Genomic DNA, 19,630 nt, shown 5'->3' with positions numbered 1-19,630 from the left:
CCCGTTCGCTGAAACCCGTTCAGTGCCCCAGCCGCTCCAGGGCCGATTCCGGGTAGCGCTCGCCCGCCACGTCCTCTTCGGGTACGGCCTGACGCAGCAGTTCGCGGTCGGCCTCGGTCAGGGCCAGTGCCACGGCGGCGACGTTCTCCTGCAGATAGCGCCGGCGCTTGGTACCCGGGATGGGCACGATGTCCTCGCCCTGGGCGAGCAGCCAGGCCAGTGCGGCCTGGGCGGGCGAGCAGCCGATCCGCTCGGCGACGTCCCGTACGGCCTGGACGAGCGCCAGGTTGCGCTGGATGTTCTCGTCGGCGAACCGGGGCCAGCGCCGGCGGTTGTCCTTGGGCGCCAGGTCGCCGCGGGAGGAGAGGGCGCCGGTGAGCATGCCGCGCCCGAGCGGGGAGTAGGCCACGACGGCGATGCCCAGTTCCCGGCAGGTGGCGAGCAGTTCGCCCTCCACGACTCCGCGGGTGAAGAGCGAGTACTCCACCTGGACCGCGCTGACCGGGTGGACGGCATGGGCCTTGCGCAGCGTCGCGGGGCTGACCTCGCTCAGTCCGATGTGGCGTACCAGCCCGTCCTCGACCAGCCGGGCCATGGCACCGACCGTCTCCTCGACGGGAGTGGCGGGGTCGCGGCGATGGGCGTAGTAGAGGTCGATGTGCTCGACGCCCAGGCGGCGCAGCGAGGCCCGGCAGGCGAGCGGAACGTAGTCGGCGGAGGTGTCGACGTCGCCGACCCGGCCCGTGGCCGCGTCATGGCGGAGCCCGAACTTGGTCGCCACGACGACCCGGTCGCGCTCATCAGCGTGCCTGCGCAGCCAGCGGCCGACCAACTCCTCGTTGCTGCCCTGTCCGTAGGCGTCGGCGGTGTCCAGGAGGGTGATGCCCGCCTCAAGGGCGTGGTCCAGGGTGTGCTGGGACTCCTCCTCGTCCGGGACCCCGTAGGCGATCGACATGCCCATGCAGCCCAGGCCGATCGCGGACACCTCTGGGCCGTCGGCGCCCAGTTTGCGGTACTTCATCGAATCTTCCCCTCAGTGGACCGGTCAGCGGCCCGGTCAGTGGGCCGGACCGCGGTGTAGGCGCGGGCGACATGCAGCAGCCACCCGACTTCTTCGGCGTAGCCCCCGTCCGTGGCGGGCTCCGGGCCGACCGCCGCGGACTCCCGGACCGGCGGCCGGTCGTCGTGCTTCGCGCGCAGGGCCGAGACCAGCGATCTGGCCTGCACCATGGCGTGCAGCCGGTCGCCCGACAGCCCCGCCTCCTCGGCCGACTTCCGGGCGCCGTCGGCCACGGCCGGGGCCATGTACGGGCGCAGCGCGAGCAGACCGTCCTGGATCTCGATGACCATGCGGTAGAGGCGGTAGCTGATATCGCCGGGCAGGAAGCGGGCGAGGCGACCGGCGTGCTGTGGGTTGAGCGCGATGTCCGGCACGGCCGCGTACAGCGCCGCCCACAGCGGATGCAGCCGCTGATAGGTGACGAAGTTGCGGACCAGCCGCCGCCACTCGGCGACCCGCGGTCCCCAGGAAGGCATGGTGAGTCCGGCTACCAGGAAGAGAATGCCGGTCCCGTTGGCCACCGGGGTCAGCAGTTCCCATTCCAGCGGGTCCAGTCCGCTCTGCACCGCGATCAGCGAGAGCAGGCGGTTGAGGCAGTAGACGAGGCAGGCGCCGGCGCCGATCGCCGTGCAGTACAGACCCCTTCGCAACCACTGCCGCCCGGCCACCCGCCCGTAGCGGCGGCACAGTCGGATGATCTCGATCATCCCGGCGCCGAACGCGCTGACGTAGAGCAGCAGATAGGCGGCGACCAACGGGCGGTGCGCGTTCTGCAGCAGATAGTGGGCGCTGCGCTGTGGTGCGCCCGCGCCCGCCGCCGCCCACATGGTGACCATGGCGACCGCGCACAGGGCCGCGATGAGGAGCCGGACCAGGGCGCGCCGCCGGGCGGCCTCGGGCGGGTACACCCAGTAGACGATCGCCGTGAGGAAGGCGGCACTGGAGGCGACGCCGCCGAAGAGATGGATGCCCAGCGCCCCGATGTCGGCCACCCCGAGGCGCGCGTCCACGGCCTGCGCGACGGAGGGCGTGGAGAGCGTGAACGAGACGCCCTTGCAGCCGAAGGCGATGAGCAGGGCGAGCAGCGCCGGATCGCGTCTGTGATGGCGCAGATCGCGCAGTTTGTAGAGCAGCGCGAGTGCGCACAGGACGGCGCACGCGGGGAAGACGACGGCCTTCACGGCGGTCATGAGAGCTCCTGATGGCCGATGGCCCGGCCGTGGCCTATGGGGCAGGCCCTAGGGCCTGCCCGATGGGTCAGGGTCGGACAGGCCCTAGGGGGCATGGGGCCCCGGGCCCGGATTGAGCGAGCTCTCGATACGTCCGACCGTCTCGGCGTCAGCGGACGGGACGCTCCACACCGACTCCACCGACGGACGTGTGACGCGTTCGAGGATGAGGGAGGCGACGATCTCCGCCTCCTGCTCCTCCGCGGTGGAGTAGCTGGTGCGCGCCAGCATCTCCCGCACCCGCTGCGGATCCAGATTCGGCATCAGATCGCGCATCATCGCGGTGTTGAATCCCGCGGAGTCGCAGTGGTTGCACAGCATGTGCGCGAGCTCGTGGGCGATGATGTGGTCCCGGTGCAGACGGCTGGTGTCCGCCTCGACCACGATGACGTCGAAGGTGTCCGTCGCCAGCCACATCCCGCAGGGAGCCGACGCGCCCAGGGGAAGCGATACCAGCCGGATCGGGCGTCCTCTGTCCGCGCTGAGTTGTTCCACCAGCGTGGTGATATCGCATCCGTCGGACAGGTCCAGGCGTGCCAGTACGGCATCCGAGGCGCGTCGCAGGTGCTTGAGTTCCTTCTTGCGGGGCTGCTTGTGAGCCCTGGAGGTCAAGGCCACGGCCTGTGCCTACTCCTTCCTCACCGCCGGTCTCGTCGTCTCGCCGAACGAAGGCACGCCCGCAGGAGCCATGGCGCGCCGCACAAGACACCCGAGCACAGTAGCTCTTCTGATAGTGCGACGCATTTTCCGGGATGCCCGTCAATCGGCGATCCCGGCGAATTCCGGCCCACAGAGCGGTGGTTGGTCCGACCAGTACGCGGACAGCGGCGAGCGGGTGCGGACGCTCGCAGGTGAGGGGCCTTGGAGAAGGCAAGCGGCAGGGCGGCAGGGGCGTTCAGGGCTACGGTGTGTGGGCGCAGCCGAGCTTTGCGTAGTACCACTCGTACTGGCCCATCACCCACGGATCCGCCGTGATCGTGAAGGTGCCGTGCGGGCGGGGGCAGTGAAACGTCACGGTGGTGGTATCGGGGCCCGGTGGGGGCCCGGGCGACGCGGTGGCCGCGGAAGCGGTGGCGGCGCCACCGACGGCGCACAATGCGGCGACGAACACTGTCGCGATGAGCTTCTTCATGGCTCCTCCAGTTCCCACGCGTGCGCGAACTGCCTGAGGGGGCCGGGCACTCAACCGCTTCACCGCAGGCCGAGGCCATACACCCCCATCACCACGCACTTAGGGCCGCAGCTTCACGGAGACGTACAGAGGACCCTACAAGCAACTGCCCAAAATCGGAACAATCACAAGATTCACCCCCACCTCTGCCGATGCGCTCATGTGCCCACCTGCCGCCGGCCCGGTCGTGCGCCCACCGTGGTCCCCACCGCGGTCCACCGAGCCGTGCCGGCCGGGCGCCGCGGGCACGGCCGCCTATGCGTCGTCGCCTTCCTCGGCGGTGAGCCGGTCGATCACCTCGACCACGCCGTCGACGCTCTCGCACAGGCGCACGGCGATGGGCACCAGGCTCCTGCGTTCCACGGTGCCGCTGAGCGTCACCGTGCCGTCGGCGACGTCCACCGTGACGGCGGAGGGCGCGATGCCCAGGGTGCGGGTCAGGATGTCCTCCAGGATCTCCTCCTGGATCGCCCGGTCCCGCCGCAGGAACAGCTGCACGAGATCGCTGCGGCTGATCACCCCGATGAGCCGGCCGGAGTCGTCGACCACCGGTAGGCGCTTGACCTTCCGCTCCTCCATCGTCCTGGCCGCCTGCACGGCGCTCCAATCGGGCCGCGCCACCACGGCGGGGCTGGTCATGATCGCACCGGCGGTGGTGCGGCCCCGCTCGTCGGACGGCCGGCGCAGCAGATCGGCCTCGGAGACGACGCCCACCGGCCGCTCGTCCTCATCGACGACCGGAACGGCGGTGATGTCGTACTCGTGGAGCAACCGCGCGATCTCCCGGAACGGGGTGCCCGGTTGGGCGACGACGGCATGGGGCGTCATCAGGTCGGCAACGCTGCGATGCCGCATCTCGGGCTGGTCCCTTCTCAAGTGCTCTGCATACGGGGCTCACGTCCTGTGCGTACGAGGCGCACGTCCTGTGCGTACGAGCCCGCCGCGCCCATGTGCCGGCCAGTATCCGTCCCCGGTGGCGCGGGACCGGGACGGCGATGCCGGGCTTGCCCCATACGGCCTCGCCGCTCCCCCGGACGGTCCTCGGCCCCACCAGGGACACGACGGCCACCGGGCGGCTCTCCGGCCCACGGCAGGAGAGCATCGCGGGCCCGCGGGCCCCGCCTGGTCCGGGCCCGTCACCGCGGTCGCGCTCACGGGGTCTCGCCCGTGCGGGACCACGGCCACCGGGCAGGTCGCATGCCGACGGGGACGTTCGGCACTCGCCCCCGCCTGCCTGCGGTGAGACCCTCGATACAGCACAGGTGAAGGGAGTGCGGGATGACTCCGTGGAAGCTTCACCCACCATGGCGGCGCGAGCCGCTGCGGCGTGGCACGGACGTGGTGCAGTCCTGGATGGCTCTGGTCACCGGGCTGGCGATCGCCGTGGCGGCGCCGGCCGCCGGAGTGGTGGCCGGTCAGACGGTGCACACCACGTCCCAGCACCAGCGCGCCGGCTGGTACACGGTCACTGCGGTGGTGGCGAAGGAGCCGCCCGCCCGCGTCGGCGTCGACACCAGTGGCGGCTCGGCGGGCCGGGTGCATGCGTGGGTCCGGTGGACGGCCCCGGACCGCACAATGCGCACGGGAGAGACGACCGTGGTGCCCGGCGTGCGCGTCGGGGACCGGACCACTGTGTGGCTGGACCGGCATGGTGCGCTGGTACGGGACCCGGGCTCCCCTGGGGACCCGTTGGCCCTGAGCATCGTGGCCGGCACCGTGGCCGCGTCCGGCACCGGCTTGCTGCTCTTCGGCGCGGACAGGGCCGGCGTCCGCCTGCTGAACCGCAGGCGCTCCGCCCAGTGGGAGAAGGAGTGGACGGAACTCGACGCGCAGGGACGGCGCCACTGGCAGTGAAGGGAACGCCCGCTGCCGAGCGCCGGTCTCCTCTCATGCGCCCCGTTCGGCACCGCCATCGGGCGCCGGAGTCGTCACGTACCCGAATCATCGGATGCCGGACGCCCCTCCTCCACCCCCGGCTCCCCGTCCGCCGGAAGATCGAACGTCACATCCACCACGCCATCGGTGACCGCGACCCGCGCTTCCTTCGGGTCCTCGGCGAACAGCCGGTCGATGATCTCGGTACGCACCTCCGCCGCCAGGTCCTCGTCGGAGCGCAGGAAGACCTTCAGCAGGTCGGAGCGGCTGACGATGCCCACCAGAATCCCGTCCGCGTTCACGACCGCGCGAAGGGACGTGTGCGGGCGATGAGGAGGGCGACGTCGTCCGGGTCGTCGGGGCGGCGGAGTTCGCGCAGGAGCCGGTCGCAGGTCTCTTCCAGCGTGCGGTCGGGTGCGTCGAGCAACTGGCGGAGGGTTTCGAGGCGTTCGTCGATGGCGTGGTGGCGGGTTTCCACCAGACCGTCGGTGTACAGGACCAGTTGATCGCCGGGGCCGAGGCCGACGGTGGTGGTCTCGAAGGGGACGCCGCCGACTCCCAGCGGAGTGCCGGTGGGCAGGTCGAGGAATTCGGGGCGCCTACCACTGCGTACGAGGGCAGGAGGGAGGTGGCCGGCGGTGGCGATATGGCATTCGGCGCGGTGCGGGTCGTAGGTGGCGTAGACGCATGTGGCGATGTAGTGCTCCAGCCCCGCGGTGATCTTGTCGAGGTGCTGGAGGACCTGGGCGGGGTCCAGGTCGAGGTCGGCGAAGGCGCTGGTGGCGGTGCGCAGGCGGCCCATGGTGGCGGCGGCGTCGATGCCGCTGCCCATGACGTCGCCGACGACCAGGGCGGTCTTGTCGCCGACGAGCGGGAGGACGTCGTACCAGTCCCCGCCGATCTCGTAGGTGGCCAGTGCGGGCCGGTAGCGGGAGGCGAGCTGCAGTCCGGGGCGGTGGGGCGGATGGTCGGGGAGCAGGCTGCGCTGCAGGGTCTCGGCGGCGGCGCGCACGCTCTGGTGCGTGCGGGCGTTGTCGATGCAGACGGCGGCTCGGGAGGCCAGCTCGGCGGCCAGGGCCAGGTCGTCCTCGCCGAAGGGCAGTGGGTTGCGGGCCCGGCTCAGGCCGAGGAAGCCGAGGATGTGGCCGCGGGCGGTGAGCGGGGCCAGCATGTAGGAGTGCACCCCGGCGCGGGCCAGCAGCGCGGCGGCGCGGTCGTCGCGGGCGATGCGCGCCAGGTCGGTGGCGTCGGTGTGGGAGATCAGGATCGGCCGGCCGGTCCGTACGCACTGGGTGGCCAGGCGGTCGGCGTCGAAGGCGGCGATCTCACCGGGGCGATCGACGGCCTCGACGGCCTCGTTGGGGTAGGCGGCCTTGACCGCGAGGGCGCGGAAGACCGCGGGGCCGTCCCTGCTGGCCGGGCGGTGCTCGTCCAGTACGGAGTCGAGCACGTCGACGGTGACCACGTCGGCGAGTTCGGGAACGGTGACATCGGCCAGCTCGCGGGCGGTCTGGTCGACCTCCAGGGTGGTGCCGATACGGGCGGAGCCGTCGGCGATCAGGGCCAGGCGCCGTCGGGCCTCGGCGGCCTCCAAGGCCGCCTGATAGCGGTCGGTGACATCGACCACCAGGTCGGCGACCCCGAGCACGCGCCCCTGGGGGTCGTCCAGCCGGTACAGCGAGATCGACCAGGCGTGCTGATGCCCCGGGTCGGCCGGGGTGCGGCCGACGATGGTGGACTGGTCGACCATGGGAACCCCGGTCACCAGGACCTTGCGCATCGCGGCCTCCGGGACCTCGAACTTCGCCGCGGTCATGATCTCGCGGTAGTGCCGGCCGAGGTGGTCCTTCGCGGGGATGCCGTGCATCCGTTCCAGGGCCGGGTTGACGGCGACGTACCGCAGATCGGTGTCGAGGATCGCCAGCCCGATGGGCGACTGGGAGATCAGCCGGGTGGACAGGGCGACGTCCCGCTCCACCTCGCGCAGCGTCGGTGAGTCGGTGCCGAGCCCGAGTGCGTAGAAGTCGCCGCGGTCGTCGAGCAGCCGCATGTTGCGCAGCTCCACCAGCCGCGCGGTGCCGTCCTTGTGCCGCACGGGGAACGTGCCGCCCCAGCTCTTGCCGGTCTCCATGACCTTGGTGAATTCCTTGAGCACCAGGTCCCAGTGCTGTTCCTTGACCAGCAGCTGGGCGGCGTACTGTCCGAGCGCCTCCTCGGCCGGGTAGCCGTACAGGTCCTCGGCCTGCGGACTCCACAGGACGATCCGCCCCTCGGCGTCCAGCAGCACCGCGGCGACGCCGAGGAGATCCAGCAGTCCGCTCGGCCGGGGCGGCCCCCCTTCCGGCTCGGCAGGGACGCCCGGAAGGTCATCGGCTGCGCTCACCCGGGCCTCCTTCCGTCGCCGGACCCGCCCGCACTCCCCTCGCTCCGGTCCGTGGCCTACCGGCGGATGTGGCCCGTCGCCACGTCCCGTGAGTGCTCCGGCTTCCATGGTCCCCCCGGACCGGCCGAGCGGACACCTCGTCGGCGGCCGCGGCCCCGCGCTCACCGCACAGAACGCCTGACAGGGCCTTACCGCCGGCCCCGGCTCCCTCACTCGGGTAACGCCCTGTATTTCGGCGACTACCGCAGTCTCCCCACCGCATGTCGCGGGTGGAGACCGCGGAGTCACCGCCGCCCGCCGGTACCGGCCGGCTCAGGCGCGCATCCCCCCGTCCACCCGGAGGACCGTGCCGGTGACGTAGGAGGAGCGGTCGCTGAGGAGCCAGGCGGCGGCCTGGGCGATCTCGTCGGGATCGGCCGCGCGGCCCAGCGGGGTCTGGGCGTTGAGCTGATCGATGGTGCCGGGGGACTTCTCGTCCCACTCGTAGAGCATCTCGGTGAGCGTGGTGCCCGGGGCGATGGCGTTGACGCGGATGCCCTCGGGGCCGTAGGTGGTGGCGGCCGATGCGGTGAGGCTGTTGACCGCCCGCTTCGCCGCACCGTAGGCGGGCAGCCAGGGGTTGCCCATCAGGCTGCCGACGCTGGAGGTGTTGACGATGGCGCCCCGCTTCGCGGTGTCGCGGATGGCGGCGATCTCGGCGGTCATGGCCAGCCACGGGCCCTTGAAGTCGACGGCGCAGACGTGGTCGAAGTCGGCCTCCGACAGCTGATCCATCGGGCCGGGCGGCTGGCCCGTCGCGCCGTTGTTGAAGGCGACGTCGAGGCGGCCGTAGAGCTCCACGGCCCGGTGGACGGCGGCACGGACGCTGTCTGCGTCGGACAGATCGCACAGCACATAGTCCGCGCTGCCGCCGGCCGCCCGGATCTCCTCGGTCACCGCCTTGAGCTGGGACTCCGTGCGGGCCGCGAGCAGGACCCGGGCGCCCTCCCTGGCGAACAGCCGCGCCGCCGCCGCGCCGATGCCCCTGCCGGCACCGGTGATGAAGGCGACCTTGTCGGCGAGCAGGCCGGCGGTCGCGGTGGATGTGGTCGGTGTGTGGTTCATGCCGACGAGCCTGTGTCCGGCCGCCCCGCTCATCCAGGCACCGGCAGTACCTGGCTGGGCACTTCGGTCCCCGCGCACACTGGGGAGGTGAATCGAAGAGAATTGGCCGACTTCCTGCGCAGCAGGCGTGAGCGCATCACCCCCGCCGACGCGGGGCTGCCCGCCGGGCCGCGCCGCCGCACCCCGGGACTGCGCCGCGAGGAGGTGGCGCAGCTGGCGTTCATCTCGACCGAGTACTACACGCGGCTGGAGCAGGCCCGCGCGCCGCACCCCTCGCGGGAGGTGCTGGCCCAACTCGTCCGCGCCCTGCGCCTGTCGGACGCCGAGCGCGACCACCTCCACCACCTCGCCGGTGCCCCGCCCGGGCCCCCGGCCGGGCCGTCACGAGAGGTGCGGCAGAGCGTCGTCGACCTGCTGCACCGGCTGCCGGAGGCCGCGGCGCTCGTGATGTCGGCGACGTACGAGGTCATCGCCTGGAACCACCTGGCGACCGCCCTGTTGGAGGACTTCTCCGCCCTGTCGCGCCGCGACCGGAACCTCATCCGGCGTCACTTCCTCGGGCCGTACCGGGACGGCCGACGGCTGTACGGAGCCTCGGACGCGGAGGAGTTCGCCCGGACCTCGGCCCAGCACCTGCGCGCCGCCGCGGCCCGCTATCCCGACGACCCCGAAGTGACCGGTCTGGTGGCGGAACTCCTCGCCGGAAGCGAGGAGTTCGCCCGGCTCTGGGCCGCCCACGACGTGGCCGCCCGGCCCACCCTCTGCAAGACCTTCGAACATCCACTGGTCGGCCCCGTCGCCGTGGCCTGCGACGTCCTGGACATCACCGACCGGGACCAGCGCGTGGTCATCTACACCGCCACCCCCGGGTCGCCGTCCGCGGAGGCGATGCGGCTGCTGTCCGTCGTCGGCACGCAGCGCATGGCCGTGCCCGGCTAGCCGGTATGCGCTCCTGCGCACGATGGCGCATGCTCCCGCTCGCCCCCGACGGCTTCCTCCCCGACGGCATCGGAAACGAGCCTCTCGCCGGGGCGCTGGAGGCGGCCGCCGCCGGCCTTGACCGAACGGGCGCGGCGGGAGTCGTACGTGCCGCGGGCGGATCGTGGGGTGCGCCGAACGAATGACGTCGGGCCCGGTCGGTGTTTCGTCGTTCCCGCGGCGCGTTAGGCATGGTATTGCCCGCAAAACCACGAACACGGATGCATAGCGGGCTCCGGCACCTTACCGATCATCCTGGAGGTACAGCATGAGATCCGTCCGCGTCACCGTCATCACCTCGGCGCTGCCCCTGGCCCTTGCCACCCTCGCCCTGGCCGGCACCCAGCCCGCCTCGGCGGCCCAGCACGCACAGGCCGCCCCCCTGTCGAAGGAGGCCGCCGCCGAGCCTGCCGGTGGCGACGGGGGCCCCCTCGACGGCTTGCTGGGCCTTCTGGGTGGTATCTGAAGCAGTCCGCGGTGGAGCCGGCACACACCATGAGTCACGTGATCTCCTCGCGCTCGCCGGGCACCACCGCCCTGTGGGTCGCCTGGGCCCGGGCGGTGGAGCACCGCCGCCCGGACCGCCTGTTCGCCGACGACTACGCGGCCGCCTTCCTGGCCGCGGCCGGTGCGGAAGCCAGCACCCCTCCCGCCGAGTTCTGCGAAGCGCTGCCTGTGGCAGTGGCGACCCGGACGGCCTTCTTCGACGAGCACCTCAGGAGCGTGACCGTCGGCGGCATCCGACAGGTGGTGCTGCTCGGCGCCGGACTGGACACCCGCGCCTTCCGCCTGCCGTGGCCGGCCGAAACCAGCCTCTACGAGCTCGACACACCCGAACTGCTGGCGTTCAAGGAGCCCGTCCTCGCCGGCCAGGGCGCGGCCGCGACCTGCCGTCGTACGCCGTTGGCCATTGACCTGACCGAGGACTGGCCCGCCGCCTTGTGCGCTGCCGGCCTGGATCCCGCGCAACCGGTCGCCTGGCTTGCCGAAGGGCTCCTGCCGTATCTCGAGGTGGCGGCCGCCGACCGGCTGTTGACGGCGGTCGGACGCCTGTCGGCGCCGGACAGCACGCTCGCCCTCACCTACAACCCAAAAGCCATGCGCGCGCTGGCGGACGCCCCCAGTGGCCGGCATCTGGCCCGCGTCGGCGTGGCACACCCGGCGCTGCCCGGCCGACCCGAACCCTGGCTGGCACGCCACGGCTGGCGGGCACACGCCCACGACATGATCCAGCAGGCGGTGGCCCACCGTCGCGTCCCCGCCGCGGCGATGGCACACACCACCCCCGGGACCTCGGCGTCCTGGCTGGTCACCGCCACCATCCCCGGCCAGCAGTCGCACCACCACCCTGCACCGCGCTGACCCGATCGGCTCGGCGGAAGGTCGTGCTCAGACAGCCTCGACCTCCTGGTGGACGGGAGCGGGACGCTCGGCACGCAGGATGCCCGCCGCGCAGGCGGCGACGAGGCAGCACGCCACGGGCAGGAAGAAGGCGACGTTGAGGGGGACGAGGTGGGTCAGCGGGCCGATGAGGGCGGGCCCGGCGAGCATGCCGAGGTAGCCGAGGCCGGCGACGCGCGAGACATTGGCGCCGGCGGCGTCCAGGTCGGTGTGGCCCGCGGCGCTGAAGAGCTGGGGGATGCAGCCGGACAGTCCGGCCCCGAACAGGGTCCAGCCGGCCAGTGCCAGGGGCGTCCACGGGGACAGCGCCGCCACCGTCAGTCCCAGTGCTGCCACGGACGCGCCGTAGCGGAGTATGGCCACCGGGCCGAAGCGCGCGGCCATCCGGTCGGTCAGCAGACGGCCGAGGGTCATGGCCGTGGCGAAGGCCCCATAGGCGAGGGCGGCGGTGGCGGCCGGAGCATCCAGGACCTCCCGCAGATGGAGCACGCTCCAGTCGTTGGCGACGCCTTCACACAGCATGAGCATCAGCGCCAGTACGGCGAGCAGCCAAATACGCCGGGGCGTACGAGGCCGGGCCCGGGCCGCGGTGGGACCGGGAACGTCGGGGCCCTGTCCCGTCGGCGCGTTCGCGGTGCGAGCGGCATCGGGGCGTAGCAGCGCGGGAGCCGCCAGTACGGTGACGACGAGGCCGAGGAGCGCCGCCGCGCCGAGCGTGACCGCCGGGCCCGTGCCGCCGTCGAGGGTGCGCGCGCCGACCAGCGCGGCCAGGACGCCGCCGATGGAGAAGGTGGCGTGGAAGGCGGACATGACGGGCCGTCGGTAGCCGCGCTCCACCTGGACGGCGTGGGCGTTCATGCTGACGTCCAGGCAGCCGTTGCCGAAGCCGAGCACCAGCAGCGCCGTTCCCAGCAGCCAGCCGTTCGTGGCCAGTCCCGGCAGGACGAGCGCGGCGCTGCACAGCACCGCGCCGACCGGTACGACCCTGCGGGCGCCGAGGCGGTCGGTGAGTCGGCCGGCGAGCTGCATGCCCGCGAAGGCTCCCGCGCCGAGCAGCAGCAGGAGCCAGCCGAGCACGGCGTGGCCGACCCCGGCACGGTGCTCGACAGCGGGGATGTGCACGACCCACATCCCCATGAGGAAGCCGTTCAGGGCGAAGTAGACGAAGGTGGCGAGCCGGCCGGCTCGTAGCGATCTCTCCATGCGAACGAACATATCGAACATGATTGATGTTCGAAAGATTGCCATTCACGCAATCTCAATGTTCACTGTGGGCATGGTGAGCACAGACCGACTGAGGCAGATCTCCGACGCCGTACGCGAGGCCGGCCGCGTCGGCGTCGCGGAGCTGGCGGCCCTCACCGGGGCTTCGGAGATGACCATCCGCCGCGACCTGGAGGTACTGGCCGACCAGGGCGTGTTGGAGCGCTACCGCGGAGGGGCGAGAAGCCTGCTGCTGCGCGGTGACGAGCCCCCGTTCGCGCTGCGGGTGCAGGAGGCGCGGGAGACCAAGCGGCGTCTCGCCGCCGCGGTCGCCGAACTGATCGCCGACGGCGAGTCCGTCGTCCTCGACAGCGGAACCACCTGCCTGGAAGTCGCCCACGCCCTGGAACACCGCCGCCTGACGGTGATGCCGCTCTCCCTGCACGCCGCCAACGCGCTGACCGGGGCACCGCAGCTGACGCTGCTGGTGCCGGGCGGCCGGCCCCGGCCGGGCGAGCTGGCGCTGACCGGCCCGCTGACCGCGGCGTCGCTGGCCGCCGTGCGCTTCGACACCGCCGTCCTCGGCTGCTGCGGCGTGACCGCGGCGGACGGCCTGACCGCTTACGACCTCGACGACGCCGCCGTCAAGCGCGCCGCGATCGCCTCGTCCCGCCGCGTCGTCGCCGTCGCGGAGGGCGGCAAACTCTCCCGCACCGCCCTCGCCTTCGTCGCTCCCGCGGCCGCCCTGCACACCCTCGTCACCGACGAGGCCGCCCCGGGCGAGGAGGTCGACGCGCTGGCCGCCGCGGGCGTGACCGTGCGGACGGTGTGAGCGTCGGCGGCGTCCGTCCGGCCGGTCATGCGCCGGTTACCGGGCCGGGGTGGACGCGGCGGAGCCGGGATGCGGGCCGTAGGACGTCAGGAAGCGGTCGCGGAAGGCGTCCATGTGCCAGACGGGTGCCTTCGGGCCGGGCTTCAGGCCGGTCTGCCAGCCCCAGCCGGAGATCCGTTCCAGCACGGCCGGATCGTGGGCGACGAGGGCGACCGGCACGTCCCGGCCGGCGTTCTCTCCGGTGACGGCCGGAACGGGCTGGTGGTCGCCGAGGAAGACCAGCACGGTGTTCTTGTTGCCGTACTTCTCCACGTAGGAGAGGAGGCTGCGCAGCGAGTACTGGATGGCACGCCCGTATTCGGTACGCACCTGAGCGGGGTCCCGCCACACCTCCGTGGGGTTCTTGCCCGCCTTCTCGATGGCGTTGTAGACCGAACCGTCACCGACCTCGTTCCAGCCGATCATCTTGGGCAGCGGCGCCCAGGGGTTGTGACTGGACGTCAGGATGATCTCCGACATCAGGGGCTTGCCGCCCGGCCTGCCGTGCTGGAGGCGTTCGAAGGCCGACAGGCTGTACTGGTCGGGCATGGTCGACCAGCTGAACTTGGGGCCGCGGTATCCGAGGTTCCGGGAGTCGTAGACGCGGTCGAGACCGTAGAACGTGCCCTCCGGCCAGGACCGGGTGACGCCCGGCATGATGCCGACGGTCCGCCAGGCCCCCGTGCGCCGGAAGGCACCTGTCAGGCTCAGGCGGTCGCTGGAGGTGACGGTGCGGTAGCGCTGCTGGTTGCTGATCCACAGGCCCGACATGAAGGTGGAGTGCGCCAGCCAGCTGCCCCCGCCCGCGGTCGGTGAGGTCAGCCAGGCACTCCGGGCGGAGAAGCCGGCCCTGCGCAGTCGGCGGGTCCCGTCCGCGAGTACCGCATCGACCTGCGGAGCGATCTTCGGGTCCTCGACGGCGCTGCGCCCGTAGCTCTCGATGAAGGTGAAGATGACGTCCTTGCCGCGCAGCCCGGTCAGCAGTCGCCCGGGCGGCGTGTCACGGAAGGCGTCGCCGGCGGCGGCCTCGGCGAACTCGCGCTCGTCCTTCAGGTCCGCACGCACCTGGTGCACACGGTCGCCGACCAGCTCGGCCACGTTCCTGGAAGAGACCGGAACTCCGGCGATCTGCACGCCGAGCGCCGTGACGGCGACCCAGGACGTGCCCAGTAGCAGGGTCGTGCCCGTCGCCGCGGCACCGTGCCGGGCGAGGACATGGCCCAGCCGGACGACCGCCAGCGTCATGAGGACCAGCAAGGCGAGGACGAGCACCACCACGCCGATCACGGCGCCTATGGCACCCGCCTCGCCGGCCGAATCCCTGAGGAACGACTCGGCGTCGCCGAACAGGCCCCAGTCGAGCACCGGGTCGAAGGGACGGGCCAGCACCGAATAGAAGCCCATGTCGAGGAGGTTGAGGACGGTCAGCAGGCCGAGGGTCACCCCGGCGAGCACCGCCGCCACGCGCCGCGCCTTCGGCGGCAGTACGAGCAACAGCGCGGCACCGGCGATCCCCTCCACCGGGATCCGCGCGAACCGCCCTGGCGTGAGGCCGGAGAGCTGATCGGGCAGGAGCAGGGCGAAGAGCACAAGTACCGCCGACAGGACGGTGGTCGTCCGCGCCAGGACCCGCGCGGCGACCGGGTGCCGGCCGCCCCGGCCGCCACCCGCACCGGCCCCACCTCGTCCCGCGGCCGGCTCGGCGCCGCCCTCCTGCGGCGTCCGGCCCTCCACCGACGCCGTTGCCCGGTCCGGCGGCTCCGTTGTCCGGTCCGTCTCCGGCAGCTGAGGAGAGCGCGTCAAGTACGGCACCCGATGGTCCTTCCCTACGAAGCCCGGCAGCGACACGGCGGGCGGCGCCCGGGAGGCCGCCGCCCGCCGTTGTCTGTATCTGTACGGCCTGCGGGCGGGCCGCGTTCAACCACCTGCCCGGCGCTTCGGGCTTTTTTCGGGTGACGGCGCTGCCGGAGCGGACACCTCCCGCACACGCGCCTGGAGGCCGGACCGGGTGAACGGTCCGGCCTCCAGGGCGGTCGAGGTCGAGGGAAGGAAGAGGTCAGCGGGCCGGTGCGTCCAGCAGATCGGTGACGAACTTCCGCAGGCGGCCCGCGTGAACGCCGGTGACGCCGTGGATGACCTGCGAGCCGTAGGCGACGGCGATGCCGCTGCCCGCGCTGGTGGTCCACCGGGTCCGGTGAGCCGTGGCCAGCCATTCGGGTTCGCCTTCGTGCTGGTGGGTGTCGGGGCCGGGTGCGTGCGGAAGCCGGTGGGTCAGCGCCGTGCCGGGCAGGAAGCCCTCCGCTTCGCCGACCGTCTGACCGCTCCAGACGCTGCCGCCGGACGTGGTCTCGATGTAGAACTCGCCTCCGCTGTCGGCCTCGTCGAGTACGACGCCGATCCGGCCCAGCCGGCGAGGGGCGACGGACGGGTCGGGGATGCCGTCGACATGGGTGGGCACCTGCTGACCGGTGGTCAGTTCGGTGTAGCCCCAGGGCGCGGCCGCACGGATGGACGGCAGGGCCCGGCGGATCGCCGGCAGGGCGCGGTCGGTGGCGTGCTGGAGGATCTCCTCGGCCGCGGGTGGGGCGGCGAGCACCTCGGCCTGGAAGCGGGGCCTCCAGCCGGTGGTGCCGAGTTCGTCGTCCATGATCTTGCGGAGTTCGTCGAGCTCGTCGTCGGTCAGAAAGTCTTCGACGGTCTGCAGGGCGAGAGTCTCGCTGATATGGATCACGGTGCTCCTTCGCGGTCCGAGCGGCCGGAGGAAAATCTGCCCGTCCACTGTTCCGGGACCGTGGCGCGTCGTCCATGCCTCGCCCGGGGCGCGTCGAGGCATCCACGGTCAGGTGTGTGCGCCCGGCAGGGTTCCGCATACGCCCCTGCGCGCCGCTCTGCGCGCCACCTTGCCGCCGGCGACCGCACCGCCGAGGCAACGCGGCAACACGGCAACGCGACGCTCAGTCCCGCAACCCCATGACCAGCTCGCCCGCACCGCCCCGCTCGGCAGTGGTGTAGTACTCGACGACCGCCTGCTGCCACTCCTCGACCGTCAGCCGTCCGTCACCGTCCCGGTCCAGAGCCGCGAACGCCTCCCGTGCCTGCCCGGCCGGCATGCCGACGGCCTGTTGGCCGCGCAGAAACTCCTCGGCGCTGACCGTTCCGTCCCCGTCGCCGTCCACCAGCGCCACATGCGCCTCGACCGACGGGCGCACCAGATCGCCGAGCGTCCCCGATTCATACGCCTGCACCAGGGCGTCCACGAACGCCGGCTCGGCGAGCTGCCCGTCCTCGGCCACCCCGGCGAGCTTCGCCAGGCCCCGCCAGTACTCCCGCGCGCCGGCCAGCGCCGCCGCGCCGCGCGCGGACCGCACCGGCTCCCCCATACCGGCCAGCAGCATCTCGGCGCGCCGAACGAGGTCGCCCTCGTCGACGAAACCGTCGCCATCCGTGTCCTGCACACGGAATCGGTGCGCGTACTTGTCCAGAAGGGCGGTCTCCGTCATGCCACCAGGTCCTTTCTCGGCGAGGGAGGTGAGGGAGGCGATAGCAGCGGTAGAGGTGGTGCTGACTTCGCGGTCCGCCCTGCACGGTAGACCGGAGGCCGCGGCGAGCCCTCCCGCCACGCGACACCAGCGGGGTGAACCCGTCAGTACGTCGAACAGCTCTGTGCCCGCGAGCTCCTGGCCGACGGCTCCGGTGGTATCGGCTACTTCCTCAAGGACAGCGTGTTCGACGCCGACCAGTTCGTCGACGCCTTGGAGCGCGTCGCCGGGGGTAGGACCGCCATGGCAACCGCCGCGTGCTGGCCGTCCTCGCCTACCTGAACACCCCCTGAGTACTGCTCAGGTCCAGCCGGTCGCGGGGCCCGGGCCGGGCCTCCGCGGCCGTTGTCAGTGGGTGCGTGCATCATCGTTCCCATGACACAGAGCACCACTGAGCCACTGCACACGCTCGCCCGCGAGCACCTGCCCGCCGAGATCGCCGAGCGGTGGATCGGCCTGCTCCGGCCGAGCCTGCGCCTGGAGAAGGCCGCGGATACGGGCGCGGGCACGGATCCGGTCGTCGGCCGGCTCGGCGGCCTGCCGGAGTTGCCGGAGAGCGCGGAGTGGCCCGTATGGGAGGGAAAGGGCCCGCTGTCCTTCGTCGCCGCACTCGACTGTGCCGCGCTCCCCTCCGCCGCCCTGGACATCGCCTTGCCGGCGGACGGGACGCTGGCCTTCTTCTACTTCGACGGACAGTTGGACGACGGCTTTGCGGTGGTCGCGCCCGATGAGCCCGACACCTGGGCGGGTGCGCGTGTGCTGTACATACCAGCGGGGGTTCCGGTCGCCGAACGGGCCGCGCCGGCGGAGCTTCGGCCGTTCCCCGAAGTAGCGCTGACGGCGCGCGTGGAGACGACCGCGCCGTACCTCGGGCATCCGGCGGTCCACCGGGAGTTCGCGCCGATGCCCGATGACCACCCGGTGCGGGACGAGGACTTCGAGGAGGCCTTGTGGGACCACGGCGAGGGCACGGAGCACCGCATCGGCGGGCACGCGAACCCGGTGCAGGACGCGGTGGAGTTCGAGGTCGCCCGCGGCGCCCTGGACAGCCCGCCGTGGGACGACCCCCGCATCGAGGAGGAGGCTCTGCGCTGGGTGCTGCTCGCCCAGTTCGACACGGATGACGACGCCGACATGATGTGGGGTGACTGTGGCGCCCTCTACTGGCTCATACGCCCCGAGGACCTCGCCGATCGCCGCTTCGACCGCGCGATGTTCACCTGGCAGTGCGGCTGACGGGAGTCCGTCCGGCCTGGCCGACCCGGGTGTCATCAACTGACGGAGTCGTCCCGGCCGCGTTCGTCCGGCATCTCCCTCTCGTCGCGTCGGTCGACGAGGAGCATCGCGGCGTCGTCGGCCAGGCGGCCCTGCGCGTGGCGGATCAATGCCTGGTGCAGCTGGTTCAGGAACTCCGGCGGGGTGCAGGTGTGCACCGCTTCCATGGCCTGGGGCAGGTCGAAGAAGTCGTTGTGCCGATCGCGGGCTTCGATCACCCCGTCGGTGTGCAGCAGCAGGCGGTCACCGGGTGGGAAGGGATAGCTCTCCGCCTTGGTGGGAGGGCCGGTGATGAAGTCTTCCAGGCCGAGCGGCGGCAGGGGCGAGCTGGGCGTCAGTGCCTGGACCTTGCCCCGGCGCAGCAGCAGTGGAGGCGGATGGCCGCGGTTGACCACCTGCACCACGGGCTCGTCGGGCACCTCGGCCACGAGCGCGGTGACGAAGTCCTCCGCCCGATTCTCCTCCTCGGCCCGGCCGACCGCACCCGGCGCGGCACACTCCCGCCGCAGTGCGGCCGCGCAGTGGTTCATGACCTCCACCAGGTCGTCCTCGTAGTGCACCGCCTCCCGGAACGCGCCCAGCACGGCTGCGGCCAGGCGCACGGCAGGCAGACCCTTGCCGCGGACGTCCCCCATGATCATCCGCACCCCGTACCGGGTGTGCACCACCTCGTACAGGTCACCGCCGATCTCCGCTTCCGACTCGGCCGCGAGATACACGCTGGCCACCCGCACCGGCCCCAGCCGGGCGGGTACCGGCCGCAGGAGGACTTGTTGGGCCGCCACGGCGACCCGGCGCACCTGATCGAGCTCGCCCTGCCTTCGTGTGCGCACGGCGCTACTCGTGGTGACGCTGGCGACGGAGACCACGAGCAGCCCCAGGAGGTTGCTGTAGATCTGCTGGCCGCCCCACGCCTGGTGCAGGGTGGTGGTGAGCAAGCTGACGCCCAGGGCCCCGGCCGCTACGGAGAGCGTGCCTTTCGGGCCCATCGTCAGCGAGGCCAGTGCCGGCATCGCGGTGAGGAGAGGGCCGGTGTACAGGACGTGGGCGGGTGAGAGCTCGATCCCCAGCCCGAGCAGTACGATCACGAACGGCACACACTGCGCGAACCTGAAGAGGACCCGGCTATGACCGCCCGCCCCTCCTGGCGGGGGGCGTGCGCGGAAGAGCGACCACATGCGTACAGCCTGCCTCGCCGGGGGTGAGTGTTCCACTCCTCGCGCTCGGGCCCTCCCGGAGCATGCGGTGGCCCGCGGCGGACAGGGGCGCGCGGCGCCCCCGTCGTCCCGATCGTGTCCGCGTCCGCGTCCGACTGCTGCGCCATCCGCACACCGGGTCGTCCTCGGCCAGCGCGGCAGCGACCGCGGCCGGGCACTGGCCGCGGCCCGCTCCGCCGCGGCGCGTCTCATCCCCCGGCCTGCCGACTCATAGGATCTGGCCGTTCCTGTAGCAAGCAGGCTGCCCTTCGTCGAGCTCTTTGAAGGGCCGCCGGGCAGCCCTGGGGTGCGTCCGAGGGAGCCGGGTTCGAGCACATCGACTCG

The 19,630-nt window shown here is 72.1% G+C and carries 19 protein-coding genes and 1 pseudogene; 7 read left to right on the top strand and 13 right to left on the bottom strand.

Annotated elements, in window-relative coordinates:
* Positions 1-19: 19 nt before the first annotated feature.
* From ACZ5XZ_RS02035 to ACZ5XZ_RS02015, 5 genes are all read right to left on the bottom strand, one after another.
* Positions 20-1,021, bottom strand: a complete 1,002-nt coding sequence (locus tag ACZ5XZ_RS02035; protein WP_468973618.1) for an aldo/keto reductase — start codon at positions 1,019-1,021, stop codon at positions 20-22.
* Positions 1,018-2,250, bottom strand: coding sequence for an MAB_1171c family putative transporter (locus tag ACZ5XZ_RS02030; RefSeq protein ID WP_468973616.1), 1,233 nt, complete (start codon positions 2,248-2,250; stop codon positions 1,018-1,020). Before ACZ5XZ_RS02030 ends, ACZ5XZ_RS02035 begins: the two co-directional genes overlap by 4 nt.
* An 84-nt stretch (positions 2,251-2,334) precedes the next feature.
* The gene (locus ACZ5XZ_RS02025) at positions 2,335-2,907 is read right to left on the bottom strand and encodes a toxin (RefSeq protein WP_468973614.1); all 573 of its coding nucleotides are present in this window, start codon (positions 2,905-2,907) and stop codon (positions 2,335-2,337) included.
* 283 nt (positions 2,908-3,190) lie between these two features.
* Positions 3,191-3,421, bottom strand: coding sequence for a hypothetical protein (locus ACZ5XZ_RS02020; protein ID WP_468973612.1), 231 nt, complete (start codon positions 3,419-3,421; stop codon positions 3,191-3,193).
* Positions 3,422-3,715: 294 nt separating this feature from the next.
* Positions 3,716-4,315, bottom strand: coding sequence for a CBS domain-containing protein (locus tag ACZ5XZ_RS02015; RefSeq protein ID WP_468973610.1), 600 nt, complete (start codon positions 4,313-4,315; stop codon positions 3,716-3,718).
* Between the two features lie 423 nt (positions 4,316-4,738).
* On the opposite strand from ACZ5XZ_RS02015, the gene ACZ5XZ_RS02010 reads away from it, so the two are divergent.
* Positions 4,739-5,314, top strand: a complete 576-nt coding sequence (locus tag ACZ5XZ_RS02010) for an Rv1733c family protein (protein WP_468973608.1) — start codon at positions 4,739-4,741, stop codon at positions 5,312-5,314.
* Positions 5,315-5,388: 74 nt separating this feature from the next.
* Here the strand turns inward: ACZ5XZ_RS02010 and ACZ5XZ_RS02005 are convergent, their stop codons facing one another.
* The 3 genes from ACZ5XZ_RS02005 to ACZ5XZ_RS01995 all read right to left on the bottom strand — a co-directional run bounded on the left by ACZ5XZ_RS02005 (position 5,389) and on the right by ACZ5XZ_RS01995 (position 8,855).
* The gene (locus tag ACZ5XZ_RS02005) at positions 5,389-5,637 is read right to left on the bottom strand and encodes a hypothetical protein (RefSeq protein WP_468973606.1); all 249 of its coding nucleotides are present in this window, start codon (positions 5,635-5,637) and stop codon (positions 5,389-5,391) included.
* Positions 5,634-7,718, bottom strand: coding sequence for a SpoIIE family protein phosphatase (locus ACZ5XZ_RS02000; RefSeq protein WP_468973604.1), 2,085 nt, complete (start codon positions 7,716-7,718; stop codon positions 5,634-5,636). The genes ACZ5XZ_RS02005 and ACZ5XZ_RS02000 overlap by 4 nt, the downstream gene beginning before the upstream one ends.
* A 312-nt stretch (positions 7,719-8,030) precedes the next feature.
* Positions 8,031-8,855, bottom strand: a complete 825-nt coding sequence (locus tag ACZ5XZ_RS01995; RefSeq protein ID WP_468973602.1) for an SDR family NAD(P)-dependent oxidoreductase — start codon at positions 8,853-8,855, stop codon at positions 8,031-8,033.
* Positions 8,856-8,909: 54 nt separating this feature from the next.
* On the opposite strand from ACZ5XZ_RS01995, the gene ACZ5XZ_RS01990 reads away from it, so the two are divergent.
* From ACZ5XZ_RS01990 to ACZ5XZ_RS01980, 3 genes are all read left to right on the top strand, one after another.
* Positions 8,910-9,761, top strand: a complete 852-nt coding sequence (locus ACZ5XZ_RS01990; protein WP_468973600.1) for a helix-turn-helix transcriptional regulator — start codon at positions 8,910-8,912, stop codon at positions 9,759-9,761.
* A 307-nt stretch (positions 9,762-10,068) separates the two neighbouring features.
* Positions 10,069-10,266, top strand: a complete 198-nt coding sequence (locus ACZ5XZ_RS01985; RefSeq protein ID WP_468973598.1) for a hypothetical protein — start codon at positions 10,069-10,071, stop codon at positions 10,264-10,266.
* Between the two features lie 38 nt (positions 10,267-10,304).
* Entirely contained in the window at positions 10,305-11,162 is an 858-nt protein-coding gene (locus tag ACZ5XZ_RS01980; protein ID WP_468973596.1) for an SAM-dependent methyltransferase, read from the top strand.
* Between the two features lie 27 nt (positions 11,163-11,189).
* Here the strand turns inward: ACZ5XZ_RS01980 and ACZ5XZ_RS01975 are convergent, their stop codons facing one another.
* Positions 11,190-12,404: an MFS transporter gene (locus tag ACZ5XZ_RS01975; RefSeq protein ID WP_468973594.1), complete on the bottom strand. Its 1,215-nt coding sequence runs from the start codon at positions 12,402-12,404 to the stop codon at positions 11,190-11,192.
* Between the two features lie 73 nt (positions 12,405-12,477).
* Here ACZ5XZ_RS01975 and ACZ5XZ_RS01970 point away from each other — a divergent pair, with 73 nt between their 5' ends.
* Complete coding sequence (locus ACZ5XZ_RS01970; RefSeq protein ID WP_468973592.1) at positions 12,478-13,236, top strand: DeoR/GlpR family DNA-binding transcription regulator; 759 nt, start codon at positions 12,478-12,480, stop codon at positions 13,234-13,236.
* Positions 13,237-13,272: 36 nt separating this feature from the next.
* Here the strand turns inward: ACZ5XZ_RS01970 and ACZ5XZ_RS01965 are convergent, their stop codons facing one another.
* From ACZ5XZ_RS01965 to ACZ5XZ_RS01955, 3 genes are all read right to left on the bottom strand, one after another.
* The gene (locus tag ACZ5XZ_RS01965) at positions 13,273-15,087 is read right to left on the bottom strand and encodes an alkaline phosphatase family protein (protein ID WP_468973590.1); all 1,815 of its coding nucleotides are present in this window, start codon (positions 15,085-15,087) and stop codon (positions 13,273-13,275) included.
* 244 nt (positions 15,088-15,331) lie between these two features.
* Positions 15,332-16,006 (bottom strand): hypothetical protein, encoded by a 675-nt coding sequence (locus tag ACZ5XZ_RS01960; protein WP_468973588.1) that lies wholly within the window; start codon positions 16,004-16,006, stop codon positions 15,332-15,334.
* Positions 16,007-16,229: 223 nt separating this feature from the next.
* Positions 16,230-16,775, bottom strand: coding sequence for an EF-hand domain-containing protein (locus ACZ5XZ_RS01955; RefSeq protein WP_468973586.1), 546 nt, complete (start codon positions 16,773-16,775; stop codon positions 16,230-16,232).
* Positions 16,776-16,919: 144 nt separating this feature from the next.
* Here ACZ5XZ_RS01955 and ACZ5XZ_RS01950 point away from each other — a divergent pair.
* Both ACZ5XZ_RS01950 and ACZ5XZ_RS01945 read left to right on the top strand, forming a co-directional pair.
* Positions 16,920-17,060: pseudogene (locus tag ACZ5XZ_RS01950) on the top strand (DNA-binding response regulator); the annotation flags it as partial.
* Positions 17,061-17,189: 129 nt separating this feature from the next.
* On the top strand, positions 17,190-18,050 hold the full coding sequence (locus tag ACZ5XZ_RS01945; protein WP_468973585.1) for a YwqG family protein: 861 nt from the start codon (positions 17,190-17,192) through the stop codon (positions 18,048-18,050).
* 35 nt (positions 18,051-18,085) lie between these two features.
* Here the strand turns inward: ACZ5XZ_RS01945 and ACZ5XZ_RS01940 are convergent, their stop codons facing one another.
* Positions 18,086-19,186, bottom strand: coding sequence for a PP2C family protein-serine/threonine phosphatase (locus ACZ5XZ_RS01940; protein ID WP_468973583.1), 1,101 nt, complete (start codon positions 19,184-19,186; stop codon positions 18,086-18,088).
* Positions 19,187-19,630 lie beyond the last annotated feature (444 nt).

It is taken from the genome of Streptomyces sp. NPDC033270 (genome assembly GCF_055576575.1).
This window is presented reverse-complemented; position numbering and strand designations above follow the sequence as displayed.